We start from the raw sequence: 15,786 nt of genomic DNA, 5'->3' as shown, positions 1-15,786 counted from the left end.
GCTCAAAGGCTGCAAAGTGCGGATTTCCGCAGCCCCGCCTTGCCGCGAATCACCCGCTCGGCTAGTCCAGCCGCATGGGAAAAAGGATTTTGCCGCCTGAAAATGGCGGCGGTGACCACATCGAACCGGTCGATCTGAAGAAGGCGCTGGAAGAGCGCTATCTCGCCTATGCGCTCTCGACCATCATGCACCGGGCGCTGCCTGACGTGCGCGACGGGCTGAAGCCTGTGCACCGCCGCATCATGCATGCGATGCGGCTGCTCAGGCTCAACCCCGACCAGGGCTTTGCCAAATGCGCCCGCATCGTCGGCGACGTGATGGGCAAGTTCCATCCGCATGGCGACCAGTCGATCTACGACGCGCTGGTGCGCCTGGCGCAGGATTTCTCCATGCGCTATCCCCTCGTCGACGGGCAGGGCAATTTCGGCAATATCGACGGCGATAACGCCGCCGCCATGCGCTATACCGAGGCGCGCATGACCGAGGTGGCGAGCGATTTGCTTGCCGGCATCACCGAGGACGCCGTCGATTTCCGGCCAACCTACAATGAGGAGGACGAGGAGCCCGTAGTGCTTCCCGGCGCCTTCCCGAATCTGCTCGCCAACGGTTCCTCCGGCATTGCGGTCGGCATGGCCACGTCCATCCCGCCGCACAATGCCGCCGAGCTTTGCAACGCAGCGCTGCAGTTGATCGAGCAGCCGGACGCGCCGGTGACAAAGCTGATGGAGTTCGTCCAGGGGCCGGATTTTCCGACCGGCGGCATCATCGTCGACAGCCGCGCTTCCATCCTGGAGGCCTATGAGACCGGCCGCGGCGGTTTTCGCGTGCGCGCCAAATGGGGCCAGGAGGATCAGGGTAGGGGCACCTGGAGCATCGTCGTCACCGAAATCCCTTACGGCATCCAGAAGGCCAGGCTGATCGAGAAGATCGCCGAGCTGTTGATCGCGCGCAAATTGCCGCTGCTCGAGGATGTCAGAGACGAAAGCGCCGAGGACGTCCGCATTGTGCTCGTACCGAAGAGCCGTTCGGTCGATCCCGGCATTCTGATGGAATCGCTGTTCAAGCTGACCGAACTTGAAAGCCGGTTTCCCCTCAACATGAACGTTTTGTCGCGCGGCAAGGTGCCTAACGTCCTGTCGCTGAAGGGCGTGCTGAAGGAGTGGCTCGACCATCGGCGCGATGTGCTGATCCGCCGCTCGAAGCATCGGCTTGGCGAGATCGAGAAGCGGCTGGAAATCCTTGCCGGCTACCTGATCGCCTATCTCAACATCGACGAGGTCATCAGGATCATCCGCGAGGAGGATGAGCCCAAGCAGGTGATGATGGCCCGTTGGTCGCTCACCGACACCCAGGCCGAAGCCATCCTCAACATGCGGCTGCGGGCCCTGCGCAAGCTGGAAGAGTTCGAGATCCGCAAGGAGTTCGACGGTCTCACCACCGAGAAGAAGCAGATCGAGGCATTGCTCGCATCCGACGCCAAGCAATGGTCGACGATCAAATGGGAAGTGACGCAGGTTCGCGACAAGTTCGGCCCCGAGACCGAACTCGGCAAGCGCCGCACCCAGTTCGCCGACGCGCCGGAGCATGATCTGACCGACATTGCGCACGCCATGATCGAGCGCGAGCCGGTCACCGTGGTGGTCTCGGAAAAGGGCTGGCTGCGGGCGATGAAAGGCCATCTGGCCGACCATTCCACGCTCACCTTCAAGGAAGGCGACAGCCTCAAGCTCGCCTTCCATGCCCAGACCACCGACAAGATCCTGGTCTTCACCACCGGCGGAAAATTCTACACCATCGGCGCCGACCGGCTGCCGGGCGGCCGCGGCCATGGCGAACCGATCCGCATCATCGTCGACATGGACAACGACCAGGACATCGTCACCGCCTTCGTCCACGACCCGAAGCGCAAGCTGCTGCTCGTCTCCTACGATGCCAATGGTTTCGTCGTGCCGGAGGAGGAGGTCGTCGCCAACACCCGAAAGGGCAAGCAGGTGATGAACGTCAAGGCGCCCGACGAGGCCAAGGCCTGCGTCCCGGTGTCAGGCGATCATCTCGCAATTGTCGGCGAGAACCGCAAGATGCTGGTGTTTGCGCTCTCCGAAATTCCCGAGATGGGCCGCGGCAAGGGCGTTCGCCTGCAGAAATACAAGGATGGCGGTCTGCTCGACCTGAAACCCTTCACGCTGGCGAGCGGCCTGTCCTGGCAGGATTCCGCCGACCGCACCTTCGTCAGGTCGCGCGAGGAACTGGCGGAATGGATCGGCGCGAGAGCGTCGGCCGGACGGATGGTGCCGAAGGGGTTTCCGCGGACGGGGAAATTTGGTTGAAGCTGCTGATCTCCCCCCAAGTGGGGGAGATGGCCGGCAGGCCAGAGGGGGGCGCTGTCCCGCCAGCGCATCAAATGGTCATGGCTCGCCACTCGGTCGCAACTCTTGGGTCTTCAATGTCGGGTGCCAGGCTGGCGATCCTTCGCGCCCCCCTCTGTCCTGCCGGACATCTCCCCCACAAGGGGGAGATTGGCAGCTTCACCAACCATTTGGACTATCGTCACTATTGCGGCACTATAACAGTGCATAAACGCTGTGTAGGCCGGGGAGAATTGACCGTTTGAAGGAAGCGAAGATCCAGAAGCCGGAACGTCAGCAGCGCCTGTTCGGCCTGTCGACACCGTTGCGATCCGCCGTCATTCCGCCGCTGTCGGCGGCGCGCTGGCTGTTGGTGCTGATCGTTGCTGCCGGCGTCTATTTCTTCCACGGCTTCCTGTTTCCCGTGCTGGCAGCCCTCGTCATCGCTTTTGCCAGCTGGCCACTCTACCGCCGGCTGCTTGCCGGTGTCGGCGGCAACCGCACCGTCGCCGCGACGCTCGCCATCCTGTTCATCCTTGCCTTCCTGGTGGTGCCGATAGCGCTCGCCGGCACCTACGCCATCAACGAGGTCCGCGAATGGGTGGGCTGGGCGATCGAGACCAACAGGCACGGCGCGGTCACACCGCACTGGATCACCTCGCTGCCTGTCGTCGGCGAGTGGCTGAACGAACAGTGGATCGACAATTTCGGCCATCCCGGCGGCATCGGCGAGCTGATCCAGCTGGTCAGCGGCGCCAATATCGGCAGCATCTATCGCGGCGTGCTGGCTGCCGGCGGCAGCGCCTTCGGCCTGTTGCTGACGCTGCTGTTCATGATGATCGCGCTGTTCTTCGCCTACCGCGACGGCGAACACTTTGCCAGCCAGATCGACCGGCTCGGCGAACGCATCCTGCCGACACGCTGGGAGCGGATTTCGCGCGTGGTTCCGGCGACCATTTCCTCGACCGTTACCGGAATGACCGTGATCGCCATCGGCGAGGGGCTGGTGCTGGGCATCGCCTACTGGCTGGCCGGGGTGCCCTCGCCGGTGACGCTCGGCGCGCTCACCGGCGTGATGGCGCTGATCCCCGGTGGCGCGCCGCTGTCGTTTACGCTGGTATCGATCTACCTCGCCGCCAGCGGCTCGCCGATGGCGGGTCTGGCGCTGTTCATCTGGGGCGCGGTGGAACTGTTCATCGTCGACAAGACCTTGCGCCCGAAGCTGGTCGGCGGACCGATCAAATTGCCCTTCCTGCCCACCTTTTTCGGCCTGATCGGCGGCGTCAAGACGATGGGCTTTCTCGGCCTGTTCATCGGCCCCGTGCTGATGGCGCTGCTGGTGGCGATATGGCGCGAATGGCTGCGCGAGGTGGAACTGGCCGAAGACACCGTTCCCGACGCGGCGGCCGAGCTCGAAGGCGGGCCGCCGCAGATCGAGATTGTCGCCGGCCCGGCGAAGAAAAGTCAGGCTGGGTAAGCGACGGCGAGCGCTGCCCGGCGCTTGCGCCCTTCATGCAACTGCCACAGGGAATGGGCAACCAGCGTGACGATCAGGATCACGCCGCCGATCAAGCTGTTGCGCGACGGCGTCTCGGCAAAGATCATCCATATCCAGACCGGCGCCAGAACCGTTTCCAGGAGATAGAACATCGCCACTTCCGGGCCTGAAATGTATTTCGGCCCGTTGGCGAGGCAGAAGAAGGCGAACGGCATGATGACGGCGCCGTTGAAAACGATCCACCATGGCGCCTCCACCTGAAAACCGGTCTTGGAGACCATGAGCGCCGCCAGCCCGAACGGCAGCAGGACGCCGGTCAGCGCGGTGAATCCCATATCCCTGCCGCTGGCGCGTGAAACGGTGATGGCGCAGGCAATCGCCAAGGCCGAACACAGCGCCATCACATCGCCGAACAGATTTCCCGTGCCGACGGAATCGCCGACGATGATCGCGATGCCGACGATCATCAGCGCCATTGCCGCAAGCGTCAGCGGCTGCGGTCGCTCCTTCAGGAACAGCCACGACAGCAGCGCCGAGAACATGGTGGAGAAGGCCAGGATGAAAACCAGATTGGCGGTCGAGGTGTTGTAGACGGCGGTGATGAAGGCGATTGCGCCGAGCCCGTAGAGTGTGGCGACCACGAGCCCCGACCAGCCGGGTATCAGCTGCGGAGCATTCTTGCTGAACGAGCGCCAGATGGCCCATACGATCAGCCCCGCCACGAAGGTGCAGCCGGTGCGCAGCAAAAGGATCGTCCAGGCTTCGCCATGGGCGAGCCGGATCAGGGGAATGTCGATGGTCAGCGCCAGCCCGCCAAGCGCGGTGAGCAGAAGTCCTTTGGTGTGGGCATTGTGAGAGGACATGCAACGGCTTTCGCGATGATTTGAGCAGATGCCGGTCGGCGCAATCGCCCCGCCAACGGTCGGAAAGACCAGCATCGTCTCGGCTGAAAATGTTTAGATCAGGATCTGGTAAGAAGAAAAATCAGCGCGTGACCGCTTCGTGGGCGTAGCGTTCCCAGCCCTTCGGGCCGAGATGCTCCTGCGGCATGAAGCGCATTTTATAGTTCATCTTGCGCGAGCCGTTGACCCAGTAGCCGAGATAGACATGGGGCAAGCCCATGGCCCGGGCGCGGGCGATATGGTCGAGGATCATGAAGGTGCCGAGCGAACGGTCCTCGAACTCGGGATTGAAGTAGGAATAGACCATCGACAGGCCATCGGCCATCTTGTCGGTCAGCGCCACGGCGATCAGCTCGCCCTGGCCCTTGCCGGTGATGAATGTGTCGGGGCCGCGGCGCCGGTATTCGATCACCTTGGTGTCGACATGGGTATCCTCGACCATCATGGCGTAGTCGAGCACCGTCATGTCGGACATGCCGCCGCGGCGATGGCGAGCGTCGAGATAGCCGCGAAACAGCGAATACTGCTCGGTCGACGGCTGCGCGTCGTGCATGGCGCCGATCAGATCGGAATTGCGCTGGATCACCCGCTTCATGTTGCGGCTGGCGGTGAACTCCTGCGCCAGGATACGCACCGAGACGCAGGCGCGGCAGGTCTCGCAGGCGGGACGGTAAGCGATGTTCTGCGAGCGCCGGAAACCGCCTTGCGTCAACAGATCGTTCATCTCCGGCGCCTTGTCGCCGACCAGATGCGTGAACACCTTGCGTTCGAACTGGCCCTCGAGATACGGGCACGGCGATGGCGCGGTCAGGAAGAACTGCGGCGACTGGGTCGGATGGTGCGTCATCGAACCTTGGGAACACTCCTGCGAATCGCTCTACCTTTGGCTTGGCTGGCGAAAAATTCAACAGGATTGTGAAGGCGGGGTTGAACGGACCCCTTCACATTTGCGCACAAATGCCTGTTGGCGTCGGTTGGACGCCGGTTCAACGGTCGCTGCGGCTGACGACGGTGCCAAGCAGCAGGTCGTGCAGTGTGCGCTTGCGATCGGAAAACAGCGTCACCAGGAGGACGAGCGGCGTCAGGATGACCGTGCTCGCCCAGAACAGCACCGAATGGACAACGGCGGTGAGGCCGTCGATACGGCTGCCGTCGAGACGATCGAGCCGAATGCCCATCATCTTCATGCCTGATGTGGCCTGGTTGCGACCGCCCAGCGTGTTCCAGATGTAGAGAATGGCGACCGCCGGCACGAGGATGGAATACAGCGCCCAGCCAAGACCGAATGTCAAAAGGCCAAGCACGGCCACCAGGATCGCGAACGGAATGGTGAGCAGCGCCACGATGCAATAGTCGATGATGAAGGCCAGGATGCGCCGCGTGCGCACACCGTCATAGGCCCTGACGTCGTCGAGCCTGCTGGTGATGATTTCGCCGTCAAGTACGCGCGCGTTCATGTCATGTCCTCGTAACAGGCGCCACGCTAGGGTGCGCCGCCACTGAAATGGTGAAGACCGCGGGCGGAATCAAGATCGGTTCGTCCATCGGTCCGGGTCGGCAGTGTGGCGCGGTTGAGCCGATTGAATTTGGTGGACGGATGGCGTTAGCTTGCTGCGGCGCAACAAGACGCCGAGGGGACGGGGTTACATGGATTACGACATGCTGGTCATCGGCAGCGGCCCTTCCGGGCGCCGCGCCGCGGTGCAATCGGCAAAGCTCGGCAAATCGGTGCTGGTGGTCGACAGGGGCCGGCGCCTCGGCGGCGTCTCGGTGCACACCGGCACCATCCCGTCGAAGACGCTGCGCGAGACGGTGCTGAACCTGTCCGGCTGGCGCGAGCGGGGCTTTTACGGCCGCGGCTACCGGGTCAAGCAGGACATCTCCATCGCCGACCTGGTCGAGCGGCTGCACAAGACGCTCGACCACGAGGTCGAGGTGCTGCAGCACCAGTTTATGCGCAACGCCGTCAAAAGCGTCCGCGCCATGGCGAAATTCGTCGGCCCAAACAAGGTCAGCCTGACGGCAGACAATGGCGACTACTCGGAGGTTGGTTTCACCAATGCGCTGATCGCGGTCGGCACCAGGCCGCACCGGCCGCGCGACGTGCCTTTCGACAAGATCCGCGTCTTCGACAGCGATGAGATGCTGGAACTCGACCATCTGCCGCGCACGCTGACGGTGATCGGCGCCGGCGTCATCGGCGTTGAATATGCGACGATCTTTTCGGCGCTCGACGTGCCGGTGACGCTGGTGGAGCCGCGCAACACCATCCTCGATTTCGTCGACCGCGAGATCGTCGACGACTTCATCCACCAGATGCGCGACCGCGGCATGACCATTCGCCTCGGCAGTACGGTCAAGGAAATCGTCTCAAAACCCGACTATGCCGAAGTGACGCTCGCCGATGGCCGCACCATCCGCTCCGAGATCGTGCTTTACGCCGCCGGCCGCAGCGGCAATCTCGGCAGCCTCGGCCTCGACGTGGTCGGCATCGAGGCCGATTCCCGGGGCCGCATCAAGGTCGATCCGCAGACCTTCCAGACCAGTGCGCCCAACATCTATGCCACCGGCGACGTCATCGGTTTCCCCAGCCTTGCCTCGACATCGATGGAGCAAGGCAGGGTGGCCGCCTGCCACGCCTTCGGCGTGCAACTGCCACCGCCGCCGGAAACCTTCCCCTATGGCATCTACGCCGTGCCGGAAATCTCCACCGTTGGTCAGTCGGAGGAGCAGGTGCGCGAGAGCGGCGCTGCTTATGAAGTCGGTCTGGCGCGGTTCCGCGAAACCTCGCGCGGCCACATCATGGGCGTCAACTCCGGCTTTCTGAAGCTGCTGTTCTCGGTCGAAACGCGCCGCCTGCTCGGCGCCCACATCGTCGGCGAAGGCGCCACCGAACTGATCCATATCGGCCAGGCGGTGATCAACCTCGGCGGCACGGTTGATTTCTTCGTCAACAACACCTTCAACTATCCGACGCTGGCCGAAGCCTACAAGATCGCCGGGCTCGATGCTTGGAACCGGATGGGACAGGGCTAGGCGACGAGCATCTGCTCAGCTGTTCCGCCGGGCGCCGATGCGGTCTACCAAGGTCTCCTAGCCTGCCTGGCGTGCGGCCAATGCTGGTCCCGCAAGCCACTGCCGGACGATGGCGGCATCCGGGTCGCCGATTTCGTGACCTGAAGGCACGATGCGCGCATCGACCTCGGCGCCATGTTTGTTGAGCAGCGTCACCAGTGGCGGCGCAAACGGCCCGTAGGTCTCATCGGCGGCACCGGCGACAATCAGGACGCGCGTTCCGGTCAGATTGGTTGCCGGCGCATCGTCAAGCACGGGCATTGCTCTCAGCAACGCCGCTTTTCGGACGAGGCCGGAGTTGAGCAGCATCAGGCTGGAAACCAGATTGGCGCCGTTGGAATAGCCGAGGAAAGTCGCCCGGGCGAGGTCGAGCCCGTGGCGCTTTGCGGCCTCGCTTGCGAAGGCGGCAAAGTACGATGTTTCGGCACGGATGCTCGCCTGTTCGAAACTGGTCGGCGTGATCCGCTCGAACCAGCGGAAGCCGTCTTCTTGGCGGATGCGGCCACGCACCGCGACCAGCGTGGCGTTAGGGGCGATCTGCCTCGCAGTCGGGACCATCGTCGTTTCGTCGACACCCGATCCGTGCAGTAAAAACAGGCTCTCGCCGCCGGCATTCTCCGGCTTGAGGAGGCGGTAGGGAAAGGCCAGATCCTGGTGCAGAAAGGCGTTCTCGTCGCTATATCGATGCACGCTCATATCTCGTTGTTTTCACGGAGACATTGGTCCTTTGCCAGCTTCAAAACGGAATATTTTCACGCTCCGCCAAATGTGATTGCAACAGGCTCATTTCAGACCGTTTCTGCGCCGATATGCTCCCTGCGGGAGGAATCGAAGCGGTGTGCGCCGATGGTCGCATCCCGGCATGAACAACGCGAGCACCCTTGCTCTCCTTTGAGGCCTTTTGTCGATGACCCTGCCAGTTCCGCCCGATCGCGCCCCGCGTATCGCCGATCGCGACACGCGCATTGACGTGTTCCGTGCGCTCGCACTCCTGACCATCTATATCGACCACGTGCCGGGCACCGTCTTCGAAACGCTGACCTACAAGAATTTCGGATTCTCGGACGCGGCGGAAGCCTTCGTGCTGATTTCCGGCATGTCGGTCGCACTCGCCTATGGCAACAAGTTCCAGCCGGGCGGCCGGCTGCTGGCGATGTTGAAGATGTGGCGCCGGGCCGGCGTGCTTTACAGTGCCCACATCGTCACCACCATGGTTGTGATGGCGTTGTTCTGCGCCGCGGCGGTGTACGGCCGGCGGCCGGAACTGCTCAAGCTGATCAACATCGAGCCGCTGATGAAGAACACGCCGGAGGTCATGATCGGCATTGTCACGCTCGGCCACCAGCTTGGCTACAACAACATTTTGCCGGTCTATGCGGCGCTGCTGTTGATGGCGCCGCTTTTCCTGCTCTTCGTCAGCTACCGGCCGCTCCCGGCGCTGGTCTTTTCCGGCGCGCTGTGGCTTGCCGCCGGCCTCTGGCAGATCGCGCCGCCGAACTATCCCGAGCCCGGCTTCTGGTTCCTCAACCCGCTGTCCTGGCAATTCCTGTTCAACATCGGCCTTGCCGGCATGCTGCATGTCAGGCGCGGCGGCACAATTCCCGTCAATCGTTGGCTGGTGGGCGCCGCGGCGGCCTATGTCGCGGCAGCGGCGGTCTGGGTGCACAGCCCGCTCTGGGGCGAGATAACGTGGTTTAACCTGCCCGTGGTGATCGGCGGCTTCGACAAGACGTTCCTGTCGCTGCCGCGGCTCCTGCACATATTGGCGGTGAGCTATCTGATCGTCGCCCTGCCGGCTTTCTCGAACCTGTTCCGTCTCAGCCCGGATCATCCGCTAGCGCTGCTCGGCAAGCGCTCCTTGCCGGTGTTCCTCGCCGGCACGCTGATCGCCATGGCGGCGCAGGTGATGAAGCTGATCAATCCGGGCGGCTTTGCATATGACGCCTTGCTGATTTCGGCCGGCATCGCCATGCAATTCGTGCTCGCCTTCTATCTTGAGTGGCTGTCCGGCATCGGCTCGAGCAAAAAGCCGGTTCGCAAAGAAGCGCCAGCCGTTCACCAGACCTTCGGCATGCCCGCGATGCCAAGGCTAAGCCGATGATCCCACATCAGCCGCCTGGCTAGCAGGCGAGGGGCCGGACGACCCCCGCACCACGAGATCGACCGGCAGCAATTGCCGGTGCTGCGAGCCGTCATTTTCGAGGATCGCCTTGACGGCCAGGCGTCCCATCTCGGCGATCGGCTGGGCGACGGTGGTTAGTGGCGGCTCGGAGTCGGCGCCTTCCGGCACGCCGTCGAAGCCGACGATGGACACATCGCCCGGCACGGCAATGTTACGCTCGCGCAGCCAGTCGAGCGCATGCAGCGCAATCTTGTCCGACATGGCCAGGATTGCCGTCGGCGTCTGCGGCAGCGCGAAAATATGATCGAGGCCGGCCCGCACGCTCGCCTCGTCATTGAGGGTTTCGTAGATTGGCACTTGCGAGACGTCGATGCCGAAGCGGGAGAGCTCGCCGAAATAGCCACGCAGACGGTCGCGTGTGCCCGAGTAGAGGGATGTCGTCTCGACTTGCTCCTGCGTGACGGGACCAAAGCCAGCGTCGGCAGATTCCAGGGCGAGTACGGCAAAGCTGCGATGGCCGAACTCGGCCAGATGGCGCGCCGCCAGACCCGCGCCGGCGACGTTGTCGACGCCGATCGCAGCGACCGCCTCATTTTCCGAATCGAGATCAAGCGCCACGAAAGGCAGTTTGCGTTCGCGCGCCAGTTCGACCAGCCGCGACCCACCCTCGATGCAGAACACGATGAAGCCGTCGACCAGGGCGCTCTGGATGTTCCAGGCGAGCTGCTCGCTGTTGGCGGCCGAGACCAGCGAAATTCCGGCGCCGGTGGCGTCGCAGGCCTGCGAAATGCTGGCCATCATGACGCGGGCAAAGGGATCGTCGAAGAAATAGGACAATGGTTCTGCCGTTGCCACGCCGATGGCGTTGACCTTGCCGGCGCGCAGCAGCCGGCCCTTGGGATCCGGGCCGGCATAGCCCATCGCTTCCGCCGCCGCCTTGACCCGCTCGCGGACCTCTTCGCGCACGATTTCCGGGCGAGCGAACACGTTGGACGCGGTACCGTGCGAGACCCCGGCCGCCTTGGCGATGTCGGCAAGCCGCACTGGTCTCGTCTTGCCGGAGGTCAATGCCGTCATTTTCGTCTCCTGAACCGGAGCCTGTTTAGCACTTTCGTTGGATCGGTTCAAATTTTCCCTTGATCGGACGGCGGAGAGGGTCTATATTTGAATCGATCCAAGGGATTCATCAAGTACAACTTGGATCGATTCAAGAGGACGGTGCCATGCATCCCGTGAATTATCTGTTCGAAGACATCTACGGCAATGATTGGGGCATAGTCTCCGACGCCGCCACCCGCAGGCGCCGCGACAAGGTCGGGCCGTGGAGGCGTGACCTGCAATACCTTGTGAAACGCAAGCGCAGCTGATCGGCCAGACATTTTCGTGCCAGCTGATTGGATCGATTCAAGTTCTTGAAGAGGAACGACCATGCATCCCGTGAAGCATCTGTTCGAAGACATTTATCGCAATTACTGGGGTATCTCGCCTGCCACGGAGCAGCCGCAACGGCGGCGGCCGACCAAGCCTGCCAAGCGCAACCGCGACCTGCTGCCGGAAAGCCGGCAGGATTAAATCTGCGATATTTGGTGGGGCAGGGTTCTTGCCCCGTCAGGACCGTTGCCGCACGAGCGCCGAGGCCGCGATCACCAGCCAGCCCGCGATGAGCAAGGTGCCGCCGATCGGCGCCGACATCGGGAACAGCCGCGATCCCACGAAATCCCGTGCCAGCAGATCGCCGCAGAACAGAACAAGCCCGACGAGCAGCACCAGGCTGCCGATCCGCAAGATCCGGCTTGCGCCGGCGAGGCCGACGGCCAAAAACACCGGCGCATGCATGATCAGGAAGGATGCCGCCGTGCCGACGAAGGCGCCGCCGAGATGCGCTGATGCCGCCGACAGCGCCACGCCCGCCGCGCCGGCGAGGCCGCCGGCGAAAACGAGGATGCGCGCGCTGTTTGCTGGTGCTGACTCGGCTATGCTCATGTCTCGGGCTCCGTGATTGACGATAGGCGGCGCGACCTGTCTGTCAGGATTTTTCCGATATCGCCAGCATGTCGCGCGTGCGGCGCGCCTGGGCCAGCCAATTATACGCGGCACCGCCCGCCATCAGCACCGACGTGCCGAGAAACACCGCGCGCATGCCGAAATGGCCGCCGACGAAGCCGCCCAGCAGCGGCCCCGCGACCTGGCCGACATATTGCGCCGAGATTGCCAGGCCCAGCACATTGCCGCCGACCCCATCGGGAACATTGTGGCGGATGACGCTGGTGATGCAGGGCAACAGCCCGCCCAGCACCAGACCCATAAGGAACCGCAGCCCGACCAACTGCCAGCTCTCGGTGACGAAGGCCTGCGGTATCAACAGCAGCGCCGAAACGGCCAGCGATGCGACGATGACGTTCCAGTGGCCGATGCGGTCGGCGAGCTTACCCAGCCGTGACGCCGACAGGATGGCGCCCAGCGCCGCCGCCGACATGACGACACCGGAGACCAGCGTCACCCGGCTTGCGTCCGCGACCAGTTGCTGGACGTAGACGGTGATGATCGGCTCGATCGACATGTTGGCGAAGGTGAACAGCATGCCGGTTGCCAGCATCGCCACGACAGGGCGTTTGTCGGGGATCTGCGCCCAACCGCCCTTTGGTTTCTCCTTGGGTTGTGCCTGCATTGGCGGGCGAGGCATCTCCTTGATCAGGAACGTCGTCGCCAGCGCCGCCAGGAAAATGACGCCGCCCGCGATGAGGAAGGTGGCGCGAATACCGATCAATGGCGGCAGCGCGCCGCCAAGCAACGGGCCGACCAGGGAGCCTGCGGTGATGCCGGCCGACAGCACGCCGAGCGCCCAGCCGGAGCGCTTCTTCGGCGTCTGCATGGCGACAAGGATCGTCGAGCCTGAGGAATAACCGCCGGCAAAGCCGATCAGCAGGCGCAAAAGCACCAATTGCCAGACGGTCTGCACCATGCCGGTCAGCGACATGCAGATCGCCATGCCGAAACTGGCGCGCACCAGCATCACCTTGCGGCCGTAGCGGTCGCCGAGCCGCCCCCACAGCGGTGCGACAAGGGCGGCGGCAAGGAAGGTGGCGCCGAAGGCGATGCCGGACCATTGCACGATCGCCGCGTGGCCCACGGCGCCCAGCTGTTCGACATAGAGCGGCAGGAACGGCAGCAACAGCGTCATCGCCACAAGCGTGCTGAACGATCCGGCAAAGCACACGAGCAGGTTGCGCCGCCAATGAATGTTGTAGGTGGAAGGCGCTTCGGCGGCCTGCGCTGCACTGTCCTGCGGCATGTCCTATCCTGTCCGCTTGCTGCGGATACCATTTTGGGATACCAACTTGGTACCTCATGGACGCAAAGCCCGGCTGCTGTCAATCAGGCGCTCTCAATGTGATCGGCAAGACCAACGGGCAAGGCCGATCGCCAGCAATGGAAGCAACTATGTCGCAGATGCAGATCGTCGAAAAAGCGCTTCGCGAGATGATCCTTGGCCTTGAGGTCGGTCCTGGCGAGCGGCTGACGGAGCGCTGGATCGAGAGCCGCTTCGGCGCCTCGCGCACGCCGGTCAGGGCAGCCCTGCTGCGGCTGGAGACGGAAGGGCTGATCTGCCGCGACGGGCGCGGCTGGACCGTGTCGCCGATCAACCTTGCCGAACTGGAACAGATCGCGGTGTACCGCGAAGCGGTCGAGGTCGCGGCGGTCAGGCTGACTTCGGCGCTGGCCGACAGGAGCGCAGCCGATGTCATCGAGGCGATGCTGGACTCCTGCGACACTGCCACGCCGCGCGAGGAATGGCACCGCGTCGGCATGGATTTCCATATCGAACTGGCGCGGCTCTCCGGCAACGAGTTCCTGTTTCGGGCCGTGCGCGATGCCATGACGCGGCTGTCGCGGGCGCGCTGGCTGGAGGTGCGCGACGAGGCGGCCCTTGGCCGCGCCTGGAGCGAGCATCACGCCATTCTGGCAGCGGTGCGGGCCGGCGATGCCGATGCGGCGGCGGCGCGACTTTCCGCCCATATAGCCGGCAGCCGCGCCCGCCTGGTGACGTCGTTGCACAATGACCGGCGCGGCCTACGCGCCAGGGGTTTTGCCGTCGTCGCCGCTTGATACTGGTCACGAAAACGAAAGAACGCCGTCGCGATCCGCTTTCGGCCTCGCTTCGCGGACGCCGATGGCGTAAGAGGCGGCCATGGAAAACAACCGATTTGAAACACCCGTGACCGTTAAGTCGGGCACGGAGGGAAGCACTCAGCTCTTGCGTACGGTGCGCGAGGCTTCCGATTACCTGCTCAACAGCTGGCCCGGCAAGCGCAGCCCCAAGCACCGCGAAGCGCTGCAGGCCTGCCATGACGCGCTGGCCGGCGACAAGCCGGCGATGATTGCAAGACGCGCCTTCATCGCCGCCGCGCGCGAGGTGAACGTCTTCGTCAGCGACAAGGCCCCGGCCTGATCACATCGGCCTGATCACACCGGCATTTTGCCAGGATCCGGCCCGTTTCGCGGGCCGGTGATCCTGTCTTGCCTATTTTTCTGTCTCGGTGTCGGTTTTGGAACTTGCCTCGTTCTCAGGCTCGGCGCGCTCCTTGGCCGCGACCTTGGCGGCGAGCTTCTCCGCCTTCTTGGCGGCCTTCTGCCGGTCGCGCTCTTTGCGTTCCTGACCGTAATTCGGTGGTCGAGCCATATCGTTTCCTTTCGCTGTGCCTGATCCTGCCTAGAAGCATTGGCCGGCAAACACAACAGCGCCGCGAGGGCAGATGCCAGCGGTTCTGGACTTGCGTGATGGCGAACACAATGGTTTAGAAAAGGCTGCGGGACAGTTGCTGGAGCCGCCGCCGACCGATTTCGAATCAAAACGACCGATGGCCACGCTTCAAAGAAACGCACAGAAGCTGATCTACTATGCGCGCAACGCCATGCGCGACATCGCGCCGCCGGTTCTTTTCCGGCGCCGGCTCGGCCGGCTGCTCGATCAGGCCAGGCTTTCCGACGCATCGGTCCGCCAGCGGCTCAATTACTACAACACGCTGCGGGAGCCTTTTAGCCCCAGCCCCGAGGCCGTGCCGGTCAGCCGGCTGCCGTCGGACCGCAGCATGTACTATTACGATCTGAAGGAGTTCACCCGTTATTTCGACCCAGATCTGCGCATCGACCTGGAATTCGGCGACGTCATCGAAGTGCCGAAGATGCCGTCGATCGTCAAGGACCGGCCGATAGCGGGCGACAACGGCAACGGCGTCCTGTTCAAGCTGAACAAGTTCCGTCATTTCTACATGCCGGCCGACGATGTCGCCTTCGCCGACAAGCATCCGCTCGTCGTTTGGCGCGGCGAACTCAACAATCCGATCCGCACCTTGTTGCTGGATGCAGCCCGCAATCTGCCGTTCTGCGATGTCGGCACGCCGAGGGCGACAGCACTTGCGGAATACCGCAAGCCCTATCTCAGCATCGATCAGCAGCGCCGCTACCGCTACATCATCTCGCTCGAAGGCAATGATGTCGCGACCAATCTGAAATGGATCATGAGCTCGAACTCGCTCTGCCTGATGCCGCCGCCGACTTACGAGACCTGGTTCGCCGAGGGGCAACTCGAGCCCGATGTCCATTATGTGCCGCTGGCGCCCGACTTCAGCGATCTGGCCGAGCGGGTGCATCATCTCGAGCAGCATCCGGCCGAGGCCCAGCGCATCGTTGCGGCGGCCAACGCCTATTGCCGCAAATTCGCCGACGAGCGGGCCGAGCAGGCGATCTGCCTGCTCGTGCTCTACAAATATTTCGTGCTCAGCGGCCAGATCGAGCCCGATCCGCAGGTCTGGCGGTTTATCGCGGGCTAGCCGCTTCCGGCGC

At 63.4% G+C, this 15,786-nt stretch carries 17 protein-coding genes; 9 read left to right on the top strand and 8 right to left on the bottom strand.

The features are described from left to right. Nucleotides 1–74 precede the first annotated feature (74 nt). The gene (parC, locus tag NKJ64_RS26505) at nt 75–2,327 is read left to right on the top strand and encodes a DNA topoisomerase IV subunit A (protein WP_023694915.1); all 2,253 of its coding nucleotides are present in this window, start codon (nt 75–77) and stop codon (nt 2,325–2,327) included. A gap of 280 nt (nt 2,328–2,607) precedes the next feature. Next, nucleotides 2,608–3,822: an AI-2E family transporter gene (locus NKJ64_RS26500; protein WP_023682419.1), complete on the top strand. Its 1,215-nt coding sequence runs from the start codon at nt 2,608–2,610 to the stop codon at nt 3,820–3,822. On the opposite strand, the gene NKJ64_RS26495 is transcribed toward NKJ64_RS26500, so the two are convergent. From NKJ64_RS26495 to NKJ64_RS26485, 3 genes are all read right to left on the bottom strand, one after another. Further along, on the bottom strand, nt 3,810–4,706 hold the full coding sequence (locus NKJ64_RS26495; protein WP_023829426.1) for a DMT family transporter: 897 nt from the start codon (nt 4,704–4,706) through the stop codon (nt 3,810–3,812). The two genes, NKJ64_RS26500 and NKJ64_RS26495, sit on opposite strands and share 13 nt — an antisense overlap. Before the next feature lie 121 nt (nt 4,707–4,827). After that, nucleotides 4,828–5,592 (bottom strand): arginyltransferase, encoded by a 765-nt coding sequence (locus tag NKJ64_RS26490; protein ID WP_023829427.1) that lies wholly within the window; start codon nt 5,590–5,592, stop codon nt 4,828–4,830. A gap of 139 nt (nt 5,593–5,731) precedes the next feature. Continuing rightward, nucleotides 5,732–6,202, bottom strand: a complete 471-nt coding sequence (locus NKJ64_RS26485) for an RDD family protein (protein WP_023673020.1) — start codon at nt 6,200–6,202, stop codon at nt 5,732–5,734. 190 nt (nt 6,203–6,392) lie between these two features. Between NKJ64_RS26485 and sthA the strand changes: the two genes are divergently transcribed. Continuing rightward, nucleotides 6,393–7,781, top strand: a complete 1,389-nt coding sequence (gene sthA / locus NKJ64_RS26480) for a Si-specific NAD(P)(+) transhydrogenase (RefSeq protein ID WP_023682415.1) — start codon at nt 6,393–6,395, stop codon at nt 7,779–7,781. Nucleotides 7,782–7,838: 57 nt separating this feature from the next. Here the strand turns inward: sthA and NKJ64_RS26475 are convergent, their stop codons facing one another. Beyond that, on the bottom strand, nt 7,839–8,510 hold the full coding sequence (locus NKJ64_RS26475) for an alpha/beta hydrolase (RefSeq protein WP_245270327.1): 672 nt from the start codon (nt 8,508–8,510) through the stop codon (nt 7,839–7,841). 217 nt (nt 8,511–8,727) lie between these two features. On the opposite strand from NKJ64_RS26475, the gene NKJ64_RS26470 reads away from it, so the two are divergent. Then, the gene (locus NKJ64_RS26470) at nt 8,728–9,921 is read left to right on the top strand and encodes an OpgC family protein (RefSeq protein ID WP_023826083.1); all 1,194 of its coding nucleotides are present in this window, start codon (nt 8,728–8,730) and stop codon (nt 9,919–9,921) included. On the opposite strand, the gene NKJ64_RS26465 is transcribed toward NKJ64_RS26470, so the two are convergent. Further along, on the bottom strand, nt 9,910–11,019 hold the full coding sequence (locus NKJ64_RS26465; protein ID WP_023743624.1) for a LacI family DNA-binding transcriptional regulator: 1,110 nt from the start codon (nt 11,017–11,019) through the stop codon (nt 9,910–9,912). The genes NKJ64_RS26470 and NKJ64_RS26465 overlap by 12 nt on opposite strands. A gap of 146 nt (nt 11,020–11,165) precedes the next feature. Here NKJ64_RS26465 and NKJ64_RS26460 point away from each other — a divergent pair, with 146 nt between their 5' ends. Together NKJ64_RS26460 and NKJ64_RS26455 are read left to right on the top strand one after the other, a co-directional pair. Beyond that, nucleotides 11,166–11,309 carry a hypothetical protein gene (locus NKJ64_RS26460; RefSeq protein WP_023673015.1) on the top strand — a complete coding sequence of 48 codons (144 nt, stop codon included), beginning with the start codon at nt 11,166–11,168 and terminating at the stop codon, nt 11,307–11,309. A 61-nt stretch (nt 11,310–11,370) separates the two neighbouring features. Beyond that, complete coding sequence (locus tag NKJ64_RS26455; protein WP_023697463.1) at nt 11,371–11,514, top strand: hypothetical protein; 144 nt, start codon at nt 11,371–11,373, stop codon at nt 11,512–11,514. A 36-nt stretch (nt 11,515–11,550) separates the two neighbouring features. Here the strand turns inward: NKJ64_RS26455 and NKJ64_RS26450 are convergent, their stop codons facing one another. Next, a complete protein-coding gene (locus NKJ64_RS26450; protein WP_023826081.1) occupies nt 11,551–11,925 on the bottom strand; it encodes a DUF423 domain-containing protein in 375 nt (124 codons plus the stop codon). A gap of 43 nt (nt 11,926–11,968) precedes the next feature. Further along, nucleotides 11,969–13,234: a multidrug efflux MFS transporter gene (locus NKJ64_RS26445; RefSeq protein WP_023682410.1), complete on the bottom strand. Its 1,266-nt coding sequence runs from the start codon at nt 13,232–13,234 to the stop codon at nt 11,969–11,971. A gap of 149 nt (nt 13,235–13,383) precedes the next feature. Between NKJ64_RS26445 and NKJ64_RS26440 the strand changes: the two genes are divergently transcribed. Continuing rightward, nucleotides 13,384–14,049, top strand: coding sequence for a GntR family transcriptional regulator (locus NKJ64_RS26440; protein ID WP_023689520.1), 666 nt, complete (start codon nt 13,384–13,386; stop codon nt 14,047–14,049). Between the two features lie 82 nt (nt 14,050–14,131). Further along, nucleotides 14,132–14,392 (top strand): DUF982 domain-containing protein, encoded by a 261-nt coding sequence (locus NKJ64_RS26435; protein ID WP_023682408.1) that lies wholly within the window; start codon nt 14,132–14,134, stop codon nt 14,390–14,392. 72 nt (nt 14,393–14,464) lie between these two features. Here NKJ64_RS26435 and NKJ64_RS26430 read toward each other — a convergent pair whose 3' ends face one another. Continuing rightward, on the bottom strand, nt 14,465–14,623 hold the full coding sequence (locus NKJ64_RS26430) for a hypothetical protein (RefSeq protein WP_023673009.1): 159 nt from the start codon (nt 14,621–14,623) through the stop codon (nt 14,465–14,467). 178 nt (nt 14,624–14,801) lie between these two features. On the opposite strand from NKJ64_RS26430, the gene NKJ64_RS26425 reads away from it, so the two are divergent. Continuing rightward, a complete protein-coding gene (locus tag NKJ64_RS26425) occupies nt 14,802–15,773 on the top strand; it encodes a glycosyl transferase family 90 (RefSeq protein ID WP_023682407.1) in 972 nt (323 codons plus the stop codon). The last annotated feature ends 13 nt before the right edge of the window (nt 15,774–15,786 follow it).

It is taken from the genome of Mesorhizobium sp. M0062 (genome assembly GCF_040323125.1).
In the GTDB taxonomy this organism is placed as follows: domain Bacteria; phylum Pseudomonadota; class Alphaproteobacteria; order Rhizobiales; family Rhizobiaceae; genus Mesorhizobium.
The sequence above is the reverse complement of the archived record's forward strand: the minus strand, read 5'-3'. Positions and strand labels throughout refer to the sequence as shown.

Excerpts from the sequence above, each read along its gene's own strand:
- parC (WP_023694915.1), top strand. The coding sequence starts at position 75 with ATGGGAAAAAGGATTTTGCCGCCTGAAAATGGCGGCGGTGACCACATC.
- NKJ64_RS26490 (WP_023829427.1), bottom strand. The coding sequence starts at position 5,592 with ATGACGCACCATCCGACCCAGTCGCCGCAGTTCTTCCTGACCGCGCCA.
- NKJ64_RS26485 (WP_023673020.1), bottom strand. The coding sequence starts at position 6,202 with ATGAACGCGCGCGTACTTGACGGCGAAATCATCACCAGCAGGCTCGAC.
- NKJ64_RS26465 (WP_023743624.1), bottom strand. The coding sequence starts at position 11,019 with ATGACGGCATTGACCTCCGGCAAGACGAGACCAGTGCGGCTTGCCGAC.
- NKJ64_RS26455 (WP_023697463.1), top strand. The coding sequence starts at position 11,371 with ATGCATCCCGTGAAGCATCTGTTCGAAGACATTTATCGCAATTACTGG.
- NKJ64_RS26470 (WP_023826083.1), top strand. The coding sequence starts at position 8,728 with ATGACCCTGCCAGTTCCGCCCGATCGCGCCCCGCGTATCGCCGATCGC.
- NKJ64_RS26460 (WP_023673015.1), top strand. The coding sequence starts at position 11,166 with ATGCATCCCGTGAATTATCTGTTCGAAGACATCTACGGCAATGATTGG.
- NKJ64_RS26445 (WP_023682410.1), bottom strand. The coding sequence starts at position 13,234 with ATGCCGCAGGACAGTGCAGCGCAGGCCGCCGAAGCGCCTTCCACCTAC.
- NKJ64_RS26440 (WP_023689520.1), top strand. The coding sequence starts at position 13,384 with ATGTCGCAGATGCAGATCGTCGAAAAAGCGCTTCGCGAGATGATCCTT.
- NKJ64_RS26430 (WP_023673009.1), bottom strand. The coding sequence starts at position 14,623 with ATGGCTCGACCACCGAATTACGGTCAGGAACGCAAAGAGCGCGACCGG.
- NKJ64_RS26450 (WP_023826081.1), bottom strand. The coding sequence starts at position 11,925 with ATGAGCATAGCCGAGTCAGCACCAGCAAACAGCGCGCGCATCCTCGTT.
- NKJ64_RS26435 (WP_023682408.1), top strand. The coding sequence starts at position 14,132 with ATGGAAAACAACCGATTTGAAACACCCGTGACCGTTAAGTCGGGCACG.
- sthA (WP_023682415.1), top strand. The coding sequence starts at position 6,393 with ATGGATTACGACATGCTGGTCATCGGCAGCGGCCCTTCCGGGCGCCGC.
- NKJ64_RS26425 (WP_023682407.1), top strand. The coding sequence starts at position 14,802 with ATGGCCACGCTTCAAAGAAACGCACAGAAGCTGATCTACTATGCGCGC.
- NKJ64_RS26495 (WP_023829426.1), bottom strand. The coding sequence starts at position 4,706 with ATGTCCTCTCACAATGCCCACACCAAAGGACTTCTGCTCACCGCGCTT.